Below are 21457 nucleotides of genomic sequence, written 5' to 3' on the forward strand. Positions count from 1 at the left end.
AGCTTTTTTTTATCCCATCCGCACAGCACATTTTACCCCATGGCACACGCAGTTCTTCTTCCTTCGCGCCGCAGCGTCGGCATCAATACAATTTTCTGCATCGGCCGCAACTATGCGCGGCACGCAGCCGAGCTGGGTAACACGACCGAGGAGAGTCCGGTCGTGTTCCTGAAACCCGTATCCTCCGTGATACACGAGGGCAGCGCCATCGTACTGCCCGCCATCTCATCCAACGTGCATCACGAAGCCGAGCTTGTTGTGCTGATCGGCAGAGGCGGCCGACACATCACACGCGAGAATGCCCTGCAGCACGTCGCCGGGTATGCTGTGGGCCTCGATCTCACCGCGCGCGACGTGCAGGACGCCCTCAAGGCGAAAGGACTGCCCTGGACCATCGCAAAGGGTTTTGACACCTCGGCGTGCCTCTCCGATTTCATCGATGCCGCGCAGCTCCCCGATCCGACGGAACTTTCGTTCACCCTGCATGTGAACGGGGTGTTACGGCAGGACGGCAGCACCACGATGATGCTTTTTCCGGTGGAGCACATCATTTCATACCTCAGTTCCATTTTTACGCTCACGGAGGGCGACCTCATTTTCACCGGAACCCCCGAAGGCGTGGCACGCATCGACCCGGGTGATGAACTGGTGGTGGCGTTGAACGGCGGACCCTCGGCCCGCTTCATTGTGTCGAAGGCATGAAGAGGAGGCCGCTGATGCGACTGATGCTTGTTCTCGCCGTTCTTGCCGGCGGGTATGCCGGTCTGCAACTCTCCCGCCCGAGTACTGCCGTTGCTCCTCCGCGTGAAGATGTCGAAGCATGGCGCAAGTCGGTGCGTGTCGAGACCGATTGGAACGACTACATCTGGCCGACGAATGCCGGCACGGTGCGCACATCGTCCTTCGGCGAGTTCCGCTCGAATCACTTCCACGCCGGCATCGATGTGAGTACGGGCAATCAGACCGGCTTCGACGTCTATGCGTCGCGCGCGGGGTGGGTGCATTCCATCACGTTTCAACCGGGCGGATACGGTTGGTTGTTGATTCTGCGACATGCCGACGGCTACTACACCGTGTACGCGCATCTGAAGGGCTTCCCAAAAAAGATCCGTGACGCCTACCGCGCAAAACTCGCGGAATTGGGCCGCAGCTACGGGCTCGCGGAGTTCCGCGCCAACGAGTGTCCCGTCACGAAGAAGGAAGTCGTCGCGTACACGGGCGACACCGGCGCGGGTCCGCCGCACCTGCACTTCGAGGTGCGCGACCGCGACTACAATCCGGTGCACCCGGAACTCGCACAACACATCCGCACTGTCGACAGTATTGCGCCCGAGCTGCGGCAGCTCTGCTTTATGCCGCTCGACGCCTTCTCGACAGTGGAGGGATCAGCGTCACCGCAGACGTTTTCCGTGGTGAAAGGCAGCGACGGAACATTCAAGATATCGCGTCCCGTGCGGATCACCGGGCGCGTGGGAGTGCTGCTCCGCGCGCACGACCGCGCCAACGGGGCGCAGGATTATCCCACACCCTACCTCATCAACACCGCGCTCAACGACACGCCGCATTTTGAGGCGCGCTTCGACCGTATCCAGGAAAAAAACTCCTGGCACATCCGCATCGATCGCGACCATTGGATGATGAAGGAACAGAAGGGGGAGTTCCGCAAATTGTACCGCGAGGAGGGGAGTGATCTTGCGGTGTATTATGCATTCACCGCCGACAACGGCGCCCTTGTTTCGGACAAACTCAAGGCGGGCGACAATGCGCTGCGTATCACCGCCGCCGACATCGCCGGGAACAAGGCCGTGCTCCGCGTACTTGTGCAAGCAGCTCCCGCCATACATCCCCAACCCGTCGCTTCGACACGGCCGGGTACGGTCACTGTGGCGCGTGATTTTCTCTACGGTGAAATCGTCTACACGGTAAAAGCATCGGCGCCGTTCACGAAGGTGCCTGAAGTGACGCTTGCGCAGGGATCCGAGAAGCTGCGCGCGGTTGTGCGGCTTGTGAATCCGACGCAGGCGCGTGCCGTCCTTGCGCCGCCTCCCGCTTTTGGCGGCACCGTTCGTGCGGAGCTGCACGCGGAGGTGGGCGGAAATTCTGAGACATGGTCGGAGGAGTACACCATGTTTCCCGTGTCGAGCGCGCAGGGCGGACGCATCGTGTCACCCGACGGGAAATTCCGCATGCAGTTTGTGAAGGGCGACGTCTATCGATCCCTTATCTGCACAGTCAGCGAGACGCGTGACGAGCAGGGCACGACCTACCATGTGTTTCCCGACGACATGCCACTGGGCGGCAGGCCGCGTGTGAGCATAGAGTGTGGTGACAGCAAGGGCGCGTTCATTAAGGCGCAAAGCCAACACGCCTTCTTGAAATTCGATCGTCAGGACGGCGGCGATCCCGGAGTGGTCAGCGGTGTATTCGGGAGAATGCTCGCGTCGTACAGAGTGAAACGCGACATCGAGGGACCGTCGATTGTGCTGTCGGCTCCCGCACGCGGACGTATCACGGCGCGCATCAGCGACACGAGTTCCGGTGTTGATCCGAATTCTATCGTGCTGAAAATCGGCAACGACATTGTGCCCCTCGAGTATTCCGAAGGACAGAAGTTCTACTTTGTTCCCTCCGACGTCTCGGTCTCGAAACTCAAAGGTCCTGTCACGCTGACGGCCTCTGATCTGCTGGGAAATAAACGGACTGTTGGGGGGTAGATGATAGGTAAGTAGATGGTAGTTGGTAGCTGGTAGATGGGTAGAGCGGATCTTTGCGATACGAAAAGAGGCGACCACACGGCCGCCTCTTGAATGTCTACTACCTACTTATCTACTAACTACCAACTACCATCTACCATCTACCAACTACTCGTCCTACCGGTCATCTCACTGATACAACGGCAGCGCGAAATTGATGAGCAGCCGGACGTTGTCGATGCTCCACGACTCGGCGTACTTCTCGTCGATGGGACTGCCGAATCCGTAGTTGTATTGCACCTGCGGCGACAGGAAGCCGTATGCAAAAAAGACCTCATACCCCAGCATCAGATCGACCGAGGCGCGGAGGGGATTTGCGTTGTCGATCGGTCCGGTGAGCGGTGTGCCCTTGGTGCCGATGGCCCATTCGGGTTCGGTGATGGTGGCGTTGTTGACAAAACGTTTTGTTGTGAGTATCGACATCGATGCACCGCCGCCCACAAAGAACCCGGGACCGCCGACAGGGTAGATCTTCACATATCCGCCTATTGTCACATAGCGGAGTATGTATTCGGTCACATGGTCGCGGCGCACGTCGTACACCTGGCCCTGCGGGTCGGTGATGCGGTACGGTTCGAGGGTGTTCTGTTCGACCGTGGCACTCATGGGATCCCACGCGAGCTTGAGGCCGAACGCAAAAGAGCGCGTGAAGGGCTTCTCGACGAAGCCCTGCAGCGTAAAGTTCACGTCGCCGCCCTTGGTGAAATTGGTGTTGTCCGAAAAGGGCAGGACGGGTATGTCACCCGTGTGCATCGTGTAATTGATGCCGGTGCCTATACCGCCCCTGAAGGCGGTCCAGGTGCGTTCTCCGACATGGTAATACTGGGCCTGCGCGGTTGTTCCGCAGAGACACACGACGAGAGCGAGAAGCGATAGTGTGCGTTTCATGGCGTCCTCCTTACCGCGCGACGATGAATTTCTGTGTCAGGAATTCGCTTCCTGTGTTGAGTGAGATCAGGTACAGTCCGCTGGGCAGCGCCGACACCTGATGTTCCATCGAGTGGATGCCGCGGCTCAGGGAGCCCGAGAACACGGTGACAACACGGTTGCCGAGACGGTCGTGTATCGCGAGTTCCACGTATGCGTCGCGACCGAGCTCGAAATCGATGTGTGTCGTGCCGCCGTTGCCTTCCGTGACGTTTGGACGCGGGGGTGAGAGCTGGCTGATTCCAAGTTCGCGCCAGGTGCTCACGCCGAGGCGCGGGCGCACCTGCAGGGTGCCGGAACAGCTCTGGTCGAGAAGCACGCCGCCGACATCGGGACGCACGGCGGGATTCTGAATTGCATACTGATACTGTTTGTCCTTGCCGACCAGCACTTCCATGACCAGCAGACCCAGCTCGCCGGCGAGGAATTTGTCGGCTGCGATGCTGACCTCGATGGTACCAGGGTCGATGCGCCGGATGGTTGCGGCACCCGTGGCAGTGCGGAACGCGACGGGCGAGAGGTTGTGCACGTCGAAGGTCATGCGGAACGACACTTCGAGCGGATTGCCTGCGCACGCGATTTCGTCGGAGAGGTAGATCGGAATGATGAACTGATCACCCGGCCGCACTTGCTGCTGCGGAGAGATGCCCGCGTTTTTGTTGCAGGCAAGCTGCAGCGTCGAACGTTTCACAGTGACATCGAGATGCACGTGCGCCTCGGCGCCGCACATCAGATCGCGCGCGATGAGTATCGCCGACGAACCACCCGTTGTGTCGGGTGTGTACACGACGGGAACATCCTTCAACTGCCCGGGAGCCAGCGAGATCTCGCTGAGACTGTCGACCAGAGCGAAGGCGGGGGAGCCGTCGATGGCGAAACGGAAGGAGGCGGGGGCGTTGCCCTTGTTGTGCAGGGTCGCATACACGGTGACCGGTTGCGCGGCGCAGGTGACAAGTGTCGAGACGCTGTCCTGCAGAAACGCGAAGTTGGTGCGACGTATGCGCGCGGTGAAGGGAACGGCCACGACCTCGGGCGGACAGGAGGACGTATCGGAGCGGCGGATCGTCAACTCGAGCGACGCTGAGAGGCGTTCGAGCGTGCTGTCGATCGGTGTCACAACCGAGACCGCCACTTTCTGAATCATGTTTGCATTGACCAGGAAGGGGCTGCCCGCTGGCGACACAATCTGCAGTGCAGGGGTTGTGGACGCGGGTTTGATGACCGCCTCCACCGACAGAGCCACTTCACCAGTGTTTCTGAACGTGACTTCGCGCATCAGCTTCTCGAGATCGGCGTCGCGAATTGTGCCGGAAGGACAGACGGTGATGTCACCCAGATCGATTTCCTGCGGGGATACTGCGAAGTCGGTCTTCAGCAGACGGGCGCCGACCGAGAATGTCGCTTCACCTCGGCAGGGTGCAGAGAAAAGGCGCACAAGACCGCCATACGCACCCGGTGCTGGCGGGGCAAAGCGCAGGACTACATCACGTGTGCCGCCGGGCATCAGCGTGAAGGGGAACTGTCCGGGCGGATCGTACACAAAGCCCTCGGGCGGAATGCTGCCGTCGGCGATTGTCACGGGGGACGTGCCCGTATTTGCGACCGTCGCGCGGAACTGGCGGCTGAGACTGGGCTCGCAGCTCAGTATCGAGATCTGCTGCGCGGGCACGACGGCGGTGATGTCAAACAGCGGCTGTATCGCCGTGCCCTGCACTGTCAGCGTCAGTTCGCCAGGACATGCATCCTGTGTGAAGACGACGGGTGCCGAGAAACTGCCTTCCGCGGCAGGACGGAATCGGATGGGAAGATCCGATTTTTCGCCCGGTGCGAGGGTGACCGAGAACGGCAGCGACGGGAGCGAGAACGGTGACGCCGCGTCGAAGCCGGGCGAGGTGACAGTCAGGCGCTTGTCGCCGCTGTTCACCACTTCCCATGTGCATGTGACCGCGGTGCCGACACATACATTGTCGAACTCCGGTTGATTCGGTTTCACGAGCAGCGCAAAGGCGGGAGTGAACTTTTCACCCGAAAGCGGCAGAACCTTTGTCTCACTGCACGCGTTGCTCGCGCCCGCAAAAATGCGCACGAGCAGACTGTCGTTGAACCTGCCGCCGGATCCCGGCAGCGCGGCGATCGAGAAATCCTGCGCCGTGGCGGGGAGCACTGTGACACCCTGCGAGGGGAAGTCGACGGGGCCTATCAGCAGGCGGTACGAATTAGTCGGCGCTTCGAGCGTGAAGGTTACCGGCAGCGGACTCGCATTCGTGAACGTGACGGTCTTTACGACGGGCAGCGTTGTGGGTCCGCAGTTGACGATGCTGCCGAAGTCCAGCGAACGCGGCGAGAGAGCAGCGCTGGGAACGATGCGTTCACCGGCCAGTGTAAAATACACGCTGGTGCCGCAGGGATCTCCGTACCACGACACGCTGCCGCCGAAGGTGCCGCTCTGGCCGGCGGGTGGTGTGAACGTGATCATCGTTGCAAGCGGCGAGGATCCACCCGGCGCGATGATCACGGGCAGCGTCAAAGTGCTGTCCCACGCGAAACCGGACGGAAGCGGCGGGAGTTCGGTGAACACGGCCGCCTGCGAGCCGGTGTTTGTGACGGTCAGCAGAATTTTGCCGTCGGTTTCGCAGTTGGCCAGGGAAAGCAGCGACGGGGTGAGAACGGCCTGAAGGATCTGCTGTTCGTACGTCGATCCCTCGAGCGTGACGCTGGATGTCAAGGCGCACTGGTCGGCGGTGATCGTGAATGGCTGTGAAAAAACACCGGGAGCTGTGGGATGGAAACGCACGTCAACGATGCGGTTCTCACCCGGCTGCAGGGCGAAAGTACTGGCGAAGCCGTCGAGTTCGAAGGGTGCGGCGATGGCGAGTGTGAAATTCAACGGGGCTGAGCCGTTGTTGCTGACGCGAATACCCTTCGGCGCGGAATAGCGTCCCACGCAGGTCGAGTCGAAGGTTTGCGGCGGCAGCGCGCCAGGGGTGGCGACCGCTTCGACGAGGAAGGACGGGGCCTGTCGGCGTCCGTGCAGCGTGATGTCGAGCGCCTCAACACAGATGCCGAAGTCGGCTGCAACACCGAGCGTGGTGTTGATGTCCACCGGACCGAGCCGTGCCGGCTCGAACACCAGGTCGACACTGCCATATGCCGGGACACTCGTGGGCGCCGATGTAAGTGTGATGCCCGCAGGCACGGTGTAGCGCAGCAGCGCGGGTTGTCCATGCGCGTTGCGCAGCACGACCGTCCGCGAAGGGAGCGGATCAGTGGGGCACGCGTTGATGGTGCCGAAATCCACGTCGTGCACATCGGCGGTGACTGTGGGGGCGATCCGTGTCCCTGTCAACTTGAAGAAGGCCTGACGTCCGCATGTGCTCGAGTTCATGATGATATTGTCGACGATCACACCGCGCTGTGTCTGATCGGGGACAAATTCGAAGATCAGTCTGGCGGAATCGCGTCCGGGGATGCTGAGCGGGAACAGTCCCGGATTCTTGAGGATAAATCCCTGGCCTGCCACGGGCGCGTTCGGGAACACCAGCGGTGAGACGGCGTCGTTGTACAGTGTCACGAAGATGGCGTCCTGTGCCTTCGTTTCGCAGCTCAGCAGCACGGGGGCGCCGAGCACTGTCGCAGTCACGTCGCTGCGGCCCACCAGTACTATCACGGGAATCGTGATGTTGCGCGGAATCGAGCCGTTGGATACGAGTGAAATCGAACCGACATGTGTGCCCTGGCAGGGTATCGCGGACGCGAGGATGGAAACAAGTAGCGAGTCGTCGCCGCGGCCCGCGTTTTTCGAAAGATTTATCCACGGATCGTTCGCCGTCACTGTCCAGTCGTAACAGGCGAGGCCGCTGTTGCGGAGGTACAGCTTCTGCGGCGCCGGTGGCGTGCTCTGCACAAAGAACGTGTCGAGTGTGGAGACGGTCACAGGGAATTGGCGGCGCACGTAATTTGCGACGACATGTTTGGCCGTGTCCATCACGATCAGCACTGTCGGATTGGTCCCGATCGCGTCACCGGTCCAGTGCGAGAACACAAAACACGTGTCCGGCGCGGGAAGGTTCTGTGCCGTCAACGTCACGGTGGTGCCGGCCGCATAATCCACCTGATTCGGCGATATGGTGATATTGCCGCGACCCGCGGGCGCGATGTCGGCCGTGAGCTTGTAGCGCTGCAGTGCCGGTCCGCCGTACGTGATTGTGACCATGTAGCGGTTTGCCGAGGTCGGCAGCAGCAACTGCGTCTGCGTGGTCATGTCGATGTCGACGATGCTCGGATCGGGATAGGACGTGATTCGCGCAGCCGTGATACCCGCCTGAAGCGGCAGCGACCACGAGAAGAAGGTCGCCGACGCGCCAAATGCCCGGCGCACCTGCACTTCGAACTGCTGCGTGATGGGAGGCGCGCTGTAAATGCCGCGCAGATCCGTGCGCACGCCTGTGAAGAGCAAGGTGGGGAAGCGCAGGTCGGTATCGATCAACCGCGCATCAAATACACCCGGAGGTGTGGGCGGTAGAAGCGACTCGCCAAGAGCGCCGTCGATGCCGTCCGATGCGGATGAATTGATGCCGACCGTCAGCGTCCTGCTGTGGGCGAGATTGTCGTACACGGTGATCGACGTGCGGATGTCCTGTGAAAACAACGCCGGCGTGGCGAGCAGGAACACGGTGCACATCAACAGCGCCGGATACGCAATCAGGGGGCGTCGGGATCTGCTGGGCATAAATTACCTCATAACCTATTGGATATGAATAGACTACCAGCATCAATTTAAGTACTGAATGAGAAAAATCCAGTAAATCGCGAAAAAAAATTGAAAAAATTTCGCTAATACGGATTAATAAGATGCGTTAGTCTTATTATTTGCGGCCCGGATCCCGGTCCGAATTAAAAAGGATTACTTTGTCTTTAATATCGAGCACTCTCCATGTGCCGTACTCGAGTGTATTCAACGTCAGTCGGCCTATGGCGACACGTATGAGCCGCAGAGTAGGGTGTCCTACCGCGGCGGTCATTCGCCGCACCTGCCGATTCTTTCCCTCGTGCAGGCGCAGTTCAATCCAGGTTGTCGGTATTGATGCGCGGAAGCGAATCGGCGGCAGGCGATCCGGTATCTGCGGAACGGGATGGAGCAGGCGCGCGCTGCACGGCAGAGTCTGTCTGCCCTGGATAATCACGCCTTTTCTCAGACGTTCCAACGCGTCTTCGCCGGGCGTCCCTTCCACCTGCGCGTAATAGGTTCGTTCGTGACCGTGTTCGGGATGCAGAAGCCGTGTGTTGAGGCCTGCCTCGTCGCTCAGAAGAAGCAACCCTTCGGAGTCGGCATCGAGACGCCCCAGCGGATACACACCCGGCGGGAATCCGAACTCGGCCAATGTTCGATGTCCCGTGCCTTCGTCCGTAAACTGCGACAGCACACCGTATGGTTTGTGAAAGGCAATCAGCATGGATCTCGATACAAGGTAGCATCTTGAATCGAGAACGTAAAGGCGTGAAGAGGTAAAGAGGTAAAGGCACGGGTATTACCCCTTTACGCCTTTACCTCTTTACCCCTTTACGATACGTTATCGCGCCAGCACCATGCTTCGTGATTCGGCAAATCCTGCCGCCGTGAGGCGGTACGTGTACACGCCGTTCGGAAGGCTCGCCGCGTCGAAGATTGTGTGATGTGTGCCGGCCGGAACGCTGGCTTCGACGAGTGTTGCCACAACACGGCCTCGTGTGTCGTACACACGGAGCACCACATCCGTCGCGCGCGGAACGGTGAAGCGGATGTTTGTGGCCGGATGAAACGGATTCGGGTAATTCTGCGCGAGATGGAAACCGCTCGCCAGACCTGCTGCCTCCGCGCTGCTTGTACCCCCTCGGATGATGGGCACCTGCGTGTACTCCTTGAACAACGCGGCCTGTGTTTCGGACGGCGAGGTTTCGAACCACTGCGAGAGCAGTGATGCATATACCTGACGGTAATCGTGCTGCAGCTTCAGATTGCCGTTGTCGAGAGTTGTGAGCGACGGATTGCTGCCGATGATTCCGCCCAGTACTTTGCTGCCGAAAACGAGTACCGGGGCGGCGGTCCCGTGATCCGTTCCGTCGCTGGCGTTCGATTGTACACGCCGCCCGAATTCAGAAAAGGTCATCGAGACGACGCGGTCGGCCACACCGTTCGCGGCAAGATCGGAATGGAAGGCCGACACCGCCTCCGACAGCCGTCCGAGCAGTGTTGCATGCGTGCCCGTCGTTGTGTCGGTCGCAACCTGCGCCGCGTGTGTATCAAAACCTCCGAGTGTGACGATGTAGATGGGTGTGCGTAGTCCGCCGGCCACGAGCCGTGCCACGATCTTGAGCTGATCCGCGAGTGTGTTCTGCGTGGGATATGTGGCCTTGTTCTGCGCCTTGTCGGCCGCGGTCTTGATTGCGGTCGAATACTGCTGCGACTCGAGCTGCACCCCGCGTATGTATTCGAGTTCCTTGCCGGCCGGACCCGCGGGCGGATCGTCGAGGCCGCCCGGTTTCCCGCCGTTGACAAGCGCGTAAAAGGTGCTCGGATCGGTGATGGCAATGCCGAGCATCTGCGCCGAGCCTTGAAGCGCGGGGGATACCACGGCGCCGATCTGTATCGCAAGCGGATCGGGCATCTGTGCATTCGGATATCCCGTGGGGTATCCGGGGAATTCGCCGTCGAGGTAGCGGCCCAGCCATCCGTCGCGCAGATATTGGTTGTAATCGGATCCGGTCAGCCAGATGTCCGTGGCGCGGAAATGTGACAGGTTTGGATTCGGATAACAGACACCCTGCACGACGGCCATCTGCCCGTTCTGGTACATGGTGTGTGCCGCGCTCATCGCGGGATGTAAACCCGTGCCCGGCTTCAGCACCAGGGCCTTGCTCTCGGGGATGGCGATATTCGCGCGCAGCGATTGATAACTCGCATACTGATCGAGCGGAAGCACGGTGTTGATGCCGTCGTTCCCGCCCGAGAGCTGTATGAGCACGAGCACACGGTCGGTTTCCGCGGCCGTGCGGAGGAAACTCTCGAGTCCGGTACGCCGGCTGTAGGCGTTGATCGGGAGTCCGTTGAGGACGAAGGGAACCGTGACGGCGGGCCCGACGCGTTTGATAAAATCTCTGCGTTTCATGTTCCGTCCTCCTCTACATGAGCTGATATTCTGCGAGACGCAGAAGGAATTTGTACAGGGCGGCCAGCTTGCTCTGCACGGCCAGGCGTTTTGCCGTATTGGTGGGATCCGCAATGTAATCGTTCCATTCCACGGTCCATTCGTAGTCGGGCAATCCCGGCAGCAGCACATCGGTCAGGATGAACTCCTTCTGTTTTGACGTGAGCTGCAGTGCATACAGAAAGTCCGAGGTCTCACTGATCAGTACACGCGGATCGGAGGGATCGGAGACGCGTTTTGCGAGCGCGATCACGTCGGCCTGTATCCTGATGCCGCCGGCCCGGAAGCTGTCGATCAGCGAATCGGAGAATCCGCCACGGTAGGGCAGCGTCGCGGAATTGATCCACAGCTCTGCGAACTGCGGCACCTGGTAATACGCCGGCCAGCCCGCGACGCTGGGCGGATCGAAGATGTCCATCTGCAGCATGCTCGATGCGACCAGCAGGGATGCGCGCACGTTCAGCGCTTGGAGCTGGTCCTGCGCCGGAGTCACAAGGGTGATGTCGTGCTGTCGCAGCGCGCCGATGATGAAGTCCACCGGGTGTTTGATCGCGCAGCCCAACGCGGCGTCGCTGTGAAAATGCGCGCTTTTCAACAGTGCCTCGAGCACGGGACGCACATCCCAATTGCTCGAACGCAGCAGCGCCGCCATCGGCTCGATCACGTTCGTCTCGATCTCGGCGCTGATGTCGTAATACACAAAATACCTGTACAGCTTGCGGCAGATGAAACGCGCCGTTTCATTCTGCGCGAATATCATGTCGAGCAGGGCGTCGAGTTCCTTGGCGCCGTCGCCGCCCGTCTCGCCTTTGATGATCGTGTTTTGATAGGCCGACGAAAAGGTCTTGTCTCCCGTATCGTGCAGCGACGACGAGAAACTGCTGCTGCCTGTGAGGCGGTTCACACGCCAGCCGGTCAACACGCGGGCCGCCTGCTGTACGTCGTGTTCGGTGTAGAAGGTGTAATTGCCTGCGGCGATTTCCGGTCCCTTGCCGATCGTGAAAAGTTCCTGCAGTTCGCGCGCGTAATTCTCGTTCGGTTTCGTTTTGGTGTTGTCGGTGCCGTTGAGGTAAATGAGCATTGCCGGATCGATGGTGATATCGCGCGCCAGCTTCTTGAAATTGCCGAAGGCGTTGTTACGAAGGAGCATGTTCTGCGCATGGATCAGTTTCGTGTTGTTCACGACGCTGAATTCCGACACGAAGTGATTATGCCAGAAGAGCACCATCTTTTCACGCAGCGAGAAGCCCTGCGTGTACATGAGGTCGAACCACCAGGTTCGAAGTCCGTTTCTGTAGTAGAAGTCGATCTGCGCCGTGTACTCGCTCCATGCCCAGATGCGCCGTGTGCTGGTCTGATCTGCCGGATCCGACGGCCCGTACCCGTATGGATCGGGCGGGGCCGGCTGCTGTGCGAACAATGCCGTGACCGCCGCGTCGAGGGTCATGCCCGCCGCCTGCGCGATCAATTCCCTGGTGGGCGCGAAGGTGGTGCGCCGCAGAAGATGCTCGGCGTGACGCGTATCCCACGGACCGGTGTACGGTTCCAAACCTGCGGTGGTGCGCAGCCCGCGGGCGCTTGCAACGAAGGCGCCTGGGCGCGCCAATGGTGTGCGTGTTCTCGAACGGAGCGCGGCATCGAGCCGCTCCAGATCGTCGCCACCCTGCGCGGCGAATGTGTCCCTTTCGGCGTTCATACAGCGTCCTTGTGTGTCGTGGCTGGTAATGAGACTGCGAGTGTCTGAATTTAGTGGATAAGACAGTATGAACATAAAAAGGTTTCATCGGGACAGTGGAAATGTGCCGTGGGGAGCATTTGCCCGGTACTATCATTTGAAGTGTTTTTCTGTTGGAAATGATTTCAGAGGTTTGCACATTAACAGGTATTTCAAGACGTAATGTCGTTCACACTGGCTCCTGGCCACGCGCACTTGATTGGGATCACATGCGTGAAGTAAAAATTCTTATTGTCGAGGATGATCCGTGGACTGTGCGGCTGCTGACCGAGCAGTTGCGAATGATGGATATTACCGCGGTGTTGGCTGCTCCGGACGGCGCTGCGGCGCTTCGATGCTGCGCCCAGACGCCGCCTGATATCGTGCTGATGGATATCGGGTTGCCCGGAGAGTTCGACGGCATCGAGACGGCCTCCCGTGTGAATGAAATCTGTGATGCGGCCGTCGTATTTATTACCGCGTATACGGACAAGGACATGCGTGACCGGGCGGCCCGTTGCAGCCCGTACGGGTACCTCCTCAAACCGGTGCTTCGAGAAGAATTGCTGCGGCAGATACACAACACGTTGAAGCAGCGCGACACGGACCGCGGGCTCCGGGACGAATCCGGAGAACAGCAACAGCAAGTTTCCGCGTTTATAGAGACGTCTGATCAGCCCTGGCGCAACGACAGGCTTCTCGACGCTATCATCAGGCAGTTTCCCAACGGAGCTGTCGCGGTTGTGGATGCCGAATACCGGTACCGGCTGATACATGGATCCGAACTCGCGGTGTTGGGATTGAGCGCGGATGATTTTATCGGACGACGTATTCAGGATCTGTTTCAGGAGGAAACGGCCACGCCCCTGCTGCGGTTGGTGAGATCGACGCTGCGCGGAGAACCGGGGACGTTGGAGCTTCGATATAGCGATCGCGACTACCGCTTCCAGTCGATGCCCCTGTCGGATGACACGCAGGGAGTGCGGGCGGTTCTGTTGATGTCGCAGAATGTCACATACCAGAACGAATTGCTGGCGGCATCAAAGGTGCATTCAAGGGAACTCGAGGAGCGCGTGCGTGCACGCACGGCGCAGCTCGAGTCCACAGTCTCGTCGCTCCAGCACGAGATCCGTCGCCGCAGGGAAGTCGAGCAGGATTTACGCAACGCTCTCGATCTCGCCCGCAGCGAGCAGGAGGAGAATTTCCTTCTTCGACATGCCCTGGAAGGCACCACGGATGCGGTGGTCCTGTTTCACCCCGATTATACGATCCATTACGCGAACCATGTTGTCGAGTCGGTTGCAGGGAAACCGCGCCGGGAACTTCGCGGCAACAATCCGGCGGCGCTGTTCCCTCATTTTTCACGCAGCGAGTTGTCGGATATCATGAACGAAGTTCAGGCGTGCGGGGCGTGGTCCGGCGTGATCCCTCTCATGGACACGCAGGGCAGGCAACGCGTTTTTTCGATTGCTGTGACGGAAGTCCGTGTTCACGCGGACAAAAAGGCGGGATATCTCGGAATCGGCCGCGACATCACCGATCGCATGGTGGCGGAGGAACGGGAACAGGAGAATGCGTTGTTTGCCGCGCTGGGGAGAATGTCGTCGACCTTCGCCCACGAGATCAAGACGCCTTTGACCTCGATCAAGATGAATATCGACATGCTTCGTATGGAGTCCGATGGATCCGCTCGATCGGCGCAATCCTTCGCACTCATCGACAAGGAACTGGAGCGCCTCACGACACTGCTGCGTTCAATTCTGGGTGGATTGGGTGGCGGATCCCTGCAGTACTCGGAAGTGCACCTCGACACCTTGGTCGGGGAGGTTGTTGATGCATGTTCCTCCCAGATCCAGGCAAAACAGGTACGTGTCACTGTTGCCATCCCCGAACTGTGCCTGCGACTGGACGTGGCGCGCATGCGCATCGCGTTGATGAATCTCGTGTTGAATGCGGTCGAGGCGGTGCCGCCTCAGGGAGAAGTGTTTGTCGAGGCGGAGCGGAATGCTCCGGGCGGCGGGTGTATCCTTCGTGTGCGGGACAACGGGATGGGACTCCCGAACAACGTCCCGGTGTTCCGTCCCTTCGTCACCACCAAGGAAAATGGCACGGGCATGGGATTGCCGATCGCGCGACATCTGGTCGAGCAACAAGGCGGGATTCTGGAACTGGAGCACAGCGACGATTCCGGTACGGTGTTTCGAATCATTCTTCCTTCGTATGGAGACGGCGCATGAGTTCTTCGGTGCTTGTGGTGGACGACGATGCATCAATCCGAGAATCGCTGCGGATCTTTCTCGAACGTTTCGGCTGCACCGTCACGGAGGCCGGCAGCGCGGAGGAGGCGCTCGAGCAATTGTCTGATGCGGCTCCGGATCTTGTGATCAGCGATTTGATCATGCCGGGAATGTCGGGATTCGACTTGCTCGAGTCCGTAAAAGTGTCTCACCCATGGCTTCCCTTTGTGATAGTCACTGTGTGTGACGAGATGGAATATACGATCGAGGCGATACGCCGTGGGGCCTTCGACTTCCTGGAGAAACCTCTGGACCTCGAAAAACTCCGCTCGATTGTCGAGGCCGCTTCGCCCGGACTGCATACACGCGGCAGCGTGCAATTGCAGCATTCCGGTGAAAAGTTGCGGCGTGCCGATGAAAACGGACCGCACATTGTCGGCAACGCGCCATTGATGCGCGCGCTGTACAAACAGATAGGCCAGCTTTCCGACACGCGGATCTCCGTTTTGATACAGGGAGAGAGCGGTACAGGGAAAGAACTCGTTGCGCGTGTGATACACGAGAGCGGAGTGACACACGGGCTTCCCTTTGTGGCCGTCAATTGTTCCGTCCTTGCGGAAGGGCTTCTGGAAAGTGAGTTGTTCGGACATGTGAAAGGGGCGTTTACCTCGGCCATTCGCGGGAAGCGTGGCAAATTCACGCTTGCGGGCGAGGGCACGATTTTCCTCGACGAGATTGGGGACATCTCTCCATCGTTTCAGGCCAAGCTTCTGCGGGTCCTCCAGGAACACGAATTCGAGCAGGTGGGTGGCGAGGAGACACTGCCGATGCGCGCGCGTGTCATTGCGGCGACAAACCGCGATGTGCGGCGTCTCGTGCGGGATGGTGTTTTCAGGGAGGATCTGTATTACCGGCTCAATGTGGCGCGTATTGATGTTCCCCCCCTGCGCGAGCGGCTTGTGGACCTGCCCCAACTTGTGCTTCATTTCCTTTCGAAAATCGAAACCGAACTGCACAGGGGTGTGTACAAGGTTTCATACGACAGCATCGAACAACTTCAGCGGCATTCCTGGCCGGGCAACGTCCGTGAACTGGAAAATGTGCTCACAAAGTCCGTGTTGGCATCAAAGGGCAGCGTGCTCGAATTGGTGACGGATTTTCAGTCGGGTCCGCCATCTGTGTGTGAAGGAGTGACAGAGCCGGATGCGAGCGATCATATTCTGAGCTTGGCCGAACTCGAAAAAGGTCATATCATACAAGTTCTGAACCTGCTTCGATGGGACAAGGCGAGGGCATGTGCTGTTCTGGGAATCAGCAGGCCGACGCTCAACACAAAGCTGCGCGCCTATGGCCCCGATCGTGCCAAGGACGCAACAGGCAGGGAGGAGGAATAATCGCGCGCGCGCGCGAGATAGTGAGACGAACGATACGCTGATGAAAAAAATATTTTCGGAAACGTAAAACAATTCGAGGATGTGCTGCATCCGCATTAATACTGAGCGCCACAAAGGCGCTTTTTATTTGGCATAATTGCTGTAATTGTTTGCAACACCCGGTACTTGTGTGCCAGACCGGGTCATCGTTTAATCACATCCCTTGTATGCAAACACTCATCACGTTTTTCGTGAGGGGTGAGGAGTTTGCCATCGATGCAGCACGGGTCGCGGGGATACGTGACCTGTCAACACTGGCCGGGAGTCCGGTTCGGTACGAGACGCCGCTTCGAATGGTGGAAGCTGCTCATCCGGAACTTCACTGTCTGGCCATGCATCAGTGTCTTGGATCGGTATTCGATAAAATCGATCCGTCCGCAAGACTGTTGGTTGTCGAGAGCGGCGGGAATCTCCAGGGCATCATTGTGGATTCAGTCAACGAATTACTGGCGGTCAATGAACGCGAGATTCGATACCTCGTGTATCAACGGACACCACGAAGAGGCCTTGTCGAAATGCGCGGCGCATTTGTGCGCGGCATGTATCTGCAAATGATAGACATCGAGCAGGTGATACGTGATGCGTCTCAGGAACACTGTCGACATGTGACATATATATCCGAAACACAGAGTGAGTAATCGGGAGAATGACATGCAGGATGTGCCCTATGTGAATCCACCTTCAGCACAGGCAGGCCAGTTGCTTGGGAAGGTCCTTATTGTTGACGACGACCCGCTTGTTTGCCAGACGCTTGAATGGAGATTGACACGGCTCGGTCTCCAAGTACGATCGCTCACTGATGCACAGGAGACCGTGTCGTTCTGCGACGAATGGCGTCCGCATGTTCTGGTGTCGGATATTCACATGCCGATGTGCTCGGGGTTCGACATCCTGAAGAAATTGCGGGAAAGACACATCTGGATGCCTGTGATCTTCATCACAGGGTACGATGATGTTCCTTTGACTATTCGCGCTTCCCGGGAGGGTGCATTTGACTGTCTGGAGAAACCTATCGATTGGAACCGGCTGCATAGATCCTTACAAAAAGCGCTCGATTATATGCGTGCAAGTGAGGAGGCTGAATCGATGCCGTGCGACCCGCTGCATATTCAAAACGACATTGCGCTTATTGGAAAAACACATGTCATGGACGAGGTGTACCGGCAGATCGGACTGGTGACGGGTAACCGTGTCACTGTTCTGATACAAGGCGAGAGTGGTACTGGGAAAGAATGTGCGGCTCGTGTGATCCACCAATCAGGTGTGACGGCAGGAAAACCCTTTGTGGCACTCAATTGCAGCGCGGTACCGGAGGGATTGTTTGAAAGCGAGTTGTTCGGTCATGTCCGTGGTTCGTTCACAGGCGCGCATCGCGATCGCCGCGGTCGCGTGGAGATGGCCGGAGATGGGACACTGTTTCTCGACGAAGTCTCCGACATTCCTCTGTCGCTTCAAGCGAAACTTCTTCGCCTTCTTCAGGAACGCAGTTACGAAATGGTGGGAAGCGAGGAGTGCAGAACCATGCGCGCACGTATTATTGCGGCGACAAATACGAAGCTCGAAGAGGCGGTGGCGGATGGGCGTTTCCGTGAGGATCTGTATTACAGACTGAATATCATGAGAATCGATATGCCGCCCTTACGCGAAAGACTGGAGGATATACCACGTCTCGTCCTCTCATTTCTGCGGAAGTATAATGTCGAATTCGGCCGGAACATCGTCAAGCTGCCGTATACTGTAATTGATGTGCTCGCGGCACACGACTGGCCGGGAAATGTCCGGGAACTCGAGAGTGTCGTGCTCCAGGCTGTGCTCCGCAGCAAAGGTGATGTACTGAATCCATCCGATTTCCGCCCTCAGATCCACACGGAAAGGCGCTCAGACGAAGGAATACCCGATAATTTGAGTTTGGCGGATGTAGAAAAGATGCACATCGACCGGGTGCTACGCGCATGTCAGTGGAACAAGCAGGCAGCGTGTGCGATTCTCGGAATAAGCAAGCCGACACTGTACCATAAGATTCAGATATATCACCTGTTCGACACGGCAAAGACTTGAGGCGCCGGTCACGGGCACACCTGGGAGTGATGTCACGCCCCTTTGAATTCAGGCGGTACAACGCAACCGCTCATCCACCGCCGGAAACGCGTGGCGTCTCCTGAAGAATCGTGAGTACCACCCGCATGTTTTCCATTCTTCCGGCAGTTGACGACGCGCGGCGTATGGGATTCGTGCCTCCCCTGGAACGTGAGAGAATCTGCTGCTGCGGTATTCCTCTGCCAGCGAGGTAACGTGTCACATAGCCGACACGTTCGTCCGAACTTATTCGGGCAAGTTTCGCCGGGAGTGTATAATCGGCGTAACCATCAACTTGAAGAATGAATCCCGGATTCGATGTTAACATGGCTGCGAGTGAATCGAGATACTCGTGCAACCCGCTGCGATCCTCGGAGTTCGAGTATAGCAGGGGAAACATCCGAGGGGCAGTCTGTGCCAGGTTCGGCTTGCTTGAGCCGGAAGCGTTTTCCTGGCTCAACTTCATGGGGCGAGTCGTATCCGTCCTGGTTGATAACGATGGCTCTTGAGGAGATGCGGCCCGTCGACGCACCGAGAATGTGATCCCATCGATAAAGTCTCCGTCGCGTGTTGACCGAACCGTGATCGACACACGGGTCGGATTCGCATCGGCGCGGAGGATGTCGAGTTGTGTCGAATCGATCGCCAACAGGTATTCACCCGGCACAACACCCACGAAGGAAAAGCTGCCGTCGGAGAACGTCAACGCTTCATACGAGTGACTGCGGGATTGCGAAACCGCTCGAATCCGTAAACCGCCTATGCCGCGCGCTCCAGCATCCTCCTCGGCAACCCGGCCCTCGAGCATACCCGTGATAAAAAACGGGATGTCGAGTCGTGCATACATGTTGGGTTCGGCGATGAAGGAGAATTTGTGCAGCGCGGGAATGCAGAGGGGATTTTTCATGCTCTCTCTGTCAACCTCCACATCAGTGCGTGCATACGGGAGCACATTTATATAACGTTCCTCGTTTTCTCCCTCACGCATGCCGGAAATGCGTCCGAACGAGAATCGGATGCCCTTGATGTCACGTTCACCTTCATCGAAACTGCTGTTGCCGTTTTCATCGATGAAGGGATGGAATAGAACTCCTCCGTTCCCGATCCAATCCATGCGGGAGAAGCGGAAAAACGGTGTGGAAGGATCCACCGCAATGCTCCCGGCCACAGATTGGGAGTAGAACCGGCTCTCACCCTGTAATGTGGCTTGCGAACTACCTCGAACGGCACCGAGGTTCCACTGGATGCCGAGCTGGAATACGCCGGCATTTTGATTCCGATCGAAAACATGCGAGCACTGCAGTGTCGTCTCGCCGAACATGCGCTTCTGGATGCCTGTAACAACGCGCGAAATGCCTCGACTGGCCGCATTGATCTGCAAGGAGGAGGTAATGGTGATACCTCCGATAAGTGATCCGAGAAGTCCTTCGGATCCGGGGACAGACATGGAGGTATTGAAGGTGGCGGATTGTATCCAATTCGGGGTGGTGTTGATCGCTATCGCGGAATACGCGCCGTATTGCAGATGACATGTGAAACCGCCGAACGAGACAAACGTCCCGGCGTCGATACGCAACACTCCTCGCTGACTGGAGCTGCGGTCGAAAACGATGTGCGCGTTCAGTGCGGGAAGAACGGAGACGCTGGGCAGAGAGCATGTAAATGCACTCCGAGAGAGGAGAGATGCCCATGAGGACGATTGAACACCTGTGTAATTAATGTGTTCCATCTCGAGTCTGGCCATTGAACCAAAGGTCATCGCGGCTCGGCAAAGCCAATACGCATCGCCGGCATACGTCCCTTCGAGCGTTGTCGTCGGTAATGGACGAAGCACGATTCCCGAAAACGGGCGTTTCTGGTTTCGACCGCCGTCGTGCAGGTAGTCGAATCCTCCTGTCAATCCAACCCACGAGGCGAGTCCCAGCGAAAACCTTGCCGATGCACTGGGATTGTGGGTCAGTATCTGCCGACCTGCGGAGAGGGAATATTCTACTGTTCCAGGGGGCAGCAATGATACTGGTGCCTGTATCGAATACTGGTGTGTCTCGAATTCTCCGAGCGGCCCATATTCTTTGGTGGTTATATACGTGCCGCCGTACTGCAAAGGTATTGTGGTTTGAATCACGCCATCCTCGCCTACACGGAGGTGCTCGACGAGTGAATACCCATCGTACAGTTCCACCTTCCACCCCGGATTGCCTCGCGCGCGGAAACTGACGTCCTGGAAATGCAGTCGCGGAGTCCATTGCTGGTTCCCGATTTCTATTCCTTCGATTTGCCGCGCCTCAACACCATCCGCGGTCAATTGGCCCGCCGAAATTCGAGTGAGCCATGGGTTGTCGGGCAGAGCGAACCGCCACCGGGCATGAGGTATTCCTGTGACCGTTTTTTGATCGGAGGAGTACATCCCGGCATAGCCCGCCTCGACATCACCGCCAAGAAGGCGCAAACCTGAACGCACGGAGTAATTAACTGTCGAAGAGGATCCGGCCACACCCAGGGTGGCATCGTAACCAACAACGCCGCCATAGAGCAGGGGGCGTTGCAGATCTCCGATGAGGGGTGCATGGTTATACGAAATCTGCTTCATTCGAGTCGGAAGACTCGCGGTTCTTTCGAATTCGGCGAGGACGGGCAGGACATGCTCGGACGTGACGTTGGCCGTCAGGTCCCTGAGAGATGTGACTATCGAGATGTCGAATGCCGCCTCGAAGATTGAAGGCAGGACGTATACCTCGAGGTCTTCTGTAATGCTCCCTGCGGAATCGAGAAGACGCAAGCGGTCGCCGAACTGTGCACGATGAGTTTGGAAGTCCACTTCAAACGGTACGCCCTCAATGGAAAAGGTTCCGGTGACCGATTTTCGTACTGCATCGTACCGTGTCTTCACATGCAGCTTTGTGCAGACATCAATAAAGGGAAGGTACAGCGAATCCTTGTAAAAGCGACCTATAACTGTGGCACGAACTACTCGATCGTACCGAAGTGTCAGGAAGGCCTCACTGATGTCGTCGTCATGAGTTGACTGTGCAGACGTCACAAACGCGAGACACGATAGGAATACAAGGGAAATGCCGACGCTGCGTGTAGGCATAGCGCGGGAATTGGGGGCACCGGTTCTTTGAGGCGGCGC

Annotated in this window: 12 protein-coding genes; 6 read left to right on the top strand and 6 right to left on the bottom strand. The window is 58.2% G+C overall.

Annotated features, from left to right (window positions below; all coding sequences use genetic code 11):
* Positions 1–39: 39 nt before the first annotated feature.
* Both HY962_05345 and HY962_05350 read left to right on the top strand, forming a co-directional pair.
* Positions 40–702, top strand: a complete 663-nt coding sequence (locus HY962_05345) for a fumarylacetoacetate hydrolase family protein (protein ID MBI5646337.1) — start codon at positions 40–42, stop codon at positions 700–702.
* 14 nt (positions 703–716) lie between these two features.
* Positions 717–2714, top strand: a complete 1998-nt coding sequence (locus HY962_05350) for a M23 family metallopeptidase (protein ID MBI5646338.1) — start codon at positions 717–719, stop codon at positions 2712–2714.
* A 168-nt stretch (positions 2715–2882) separates the two neighbouring features.
* On the opposite strand, the gene HY962_05355 is transcribed toward HY962_05350, so the two are convergent.
* The 5 genes from HY962_05355 to HY962_05375 all read right to left on the bottom strand — a co-directional run bounded on the left by HY962_05355 (position 2883) and on the right by HY962_05375 (position 12560).
* Positions 2883–3641 carry a hypothetical protein gene (locus HY962_05355; GenBank protein ID MBI5646339.1) on the bottom strand — a complete coding sequence of 253 codons (759 nt, stop codon included), beginning with the start codon at positions 3639–3641 and terminating at the stop codon, positions 2883–2885.
* 10 nt (positions 3642–3651) lie between these two features.
* Positions 3652–8409, bottom strand: coding sequence for a choice-of-anchor D domain-containing protein (locus tag HY962_05360; protein MBI5646340.1), 4758 nt, complete (start codon positions 8407–8409; stop codon positions 3652–3654).
* Positions 8410–8545: 136 nt separating this feature from the next.
* Positions 8546–9133: a pseudouridine synthase gene (locus HY962_05365; protein MBI5646341.1), complete on the bottom strand. Its 588-nt coding sequence runs from the start codon at positions 9131–9133 to the stop codon at positions 8546–8548.
* Positions 9134–9250: 117 nt separating this feature from the next.
* The gene (locus HY962_05370) at positions 9251–10825 is read right to left on the bottom strand and encodes a DUF1501 domain-containing protein (protein ID MBI5646342.1); all 1575 of its coding nucleotides are present in this window, start codon (positions 10823–10825) and stop codon (positions 9251–9253) included.
* A gap of 13 nt (positions 10826–10838) precedes the next feature.
* The gene (locus HY962_05375) at positions 10839–12560 is read right to left on the bottom strand and encodes a DUF1800 domain-containing protein (GenBank protein MBI5646343.1); all 1722 of its coding nucleotides are present in this window, start codon (positions 12558–12560) and stop codon (positions 10839–10841) included.
* 248 nt (positions 12561–12808) lie between these two features.
* Here HY962_05375 and HY962_05380 point away from each other — a divergent pair, with 248 nt between their 5' ends.
* The 4 genes from HY962_05380 (at position 12809) to HY962_05395 (ending at position 18306) form a co-directional block, all read left to right on the top strand.
* The gene (locus HY962_05380; GenBank protein MBI5646344.1) at positions 12809–14815 is read left to right on the top strand and encodes a PAS domain-containing protein; all 2007 of its coding nucleotides are present in this window, start codon (positions 12809–12811) and stop codon (positions 14813–14815) included.
* A complete protein-coding gene (locus tag HY962_05385) occupies positions 14812–16209 on the top strand; it encodes a sigma-54-dependent Fis family transcriptional regulator (protein MBI5646345.1) in 1398 nt (465 codons plus the stop codon). The genes HY962_05380 and HY962_05385 overlap by 4 nt, the downstream gene beginning before the upstream one ends.
* Before the next feature lie 206 nt (positions 16210–16415).
* On the top strand, positions 16416–16886 hold the full coding sequence (locus HY962_05390; protein ID MBI5646346.1) for a chemotaxis protein CheW: 471 nt from the start codon (positions 16416–16418) through the stop codon (positions 16884–16886).
* A 13-nt stretch (positions 16887–16899) separates the two neighbouring features.
* Positions 16900–18306 (top strand): sigma-54-dependent Fis family transcriptional regulator, encoded by a 1407-nt coding sequence (locus tag HY962_05395; protein MBI5646347.1) that lies wholly within the window; start codon positions 16900–16902, stop codon positions 18304–18306.
* A 70-nt stretch (positions 18307–18376) separates the two neighbouring features.
* On the opposite strand, the gene HY962_05400 is transcribed toward HY962_05395, so the two are convergent.
* The gene (locus HY962_05400) at positions 18377–21214 is read right to left on the bottom strand and encodes a hypothetical protein (protein ID MBI5646348.1); all 2838 of its coding nucleotides are present in this window, start codon (positions 21212–21214) and stop codon (positions 18377–18379) included.
* Positions 21215–21457 lie beyond the last annotated feature (243 nt).

It is taken from the genome of Ignavibacteriota bacterium (assembly GCA_016218045.1).
Lineage (GTDB): Bacteria > Bacteroidota > Ignavibacteria > SZUA-365 > SZUA-365 > JACRFB01.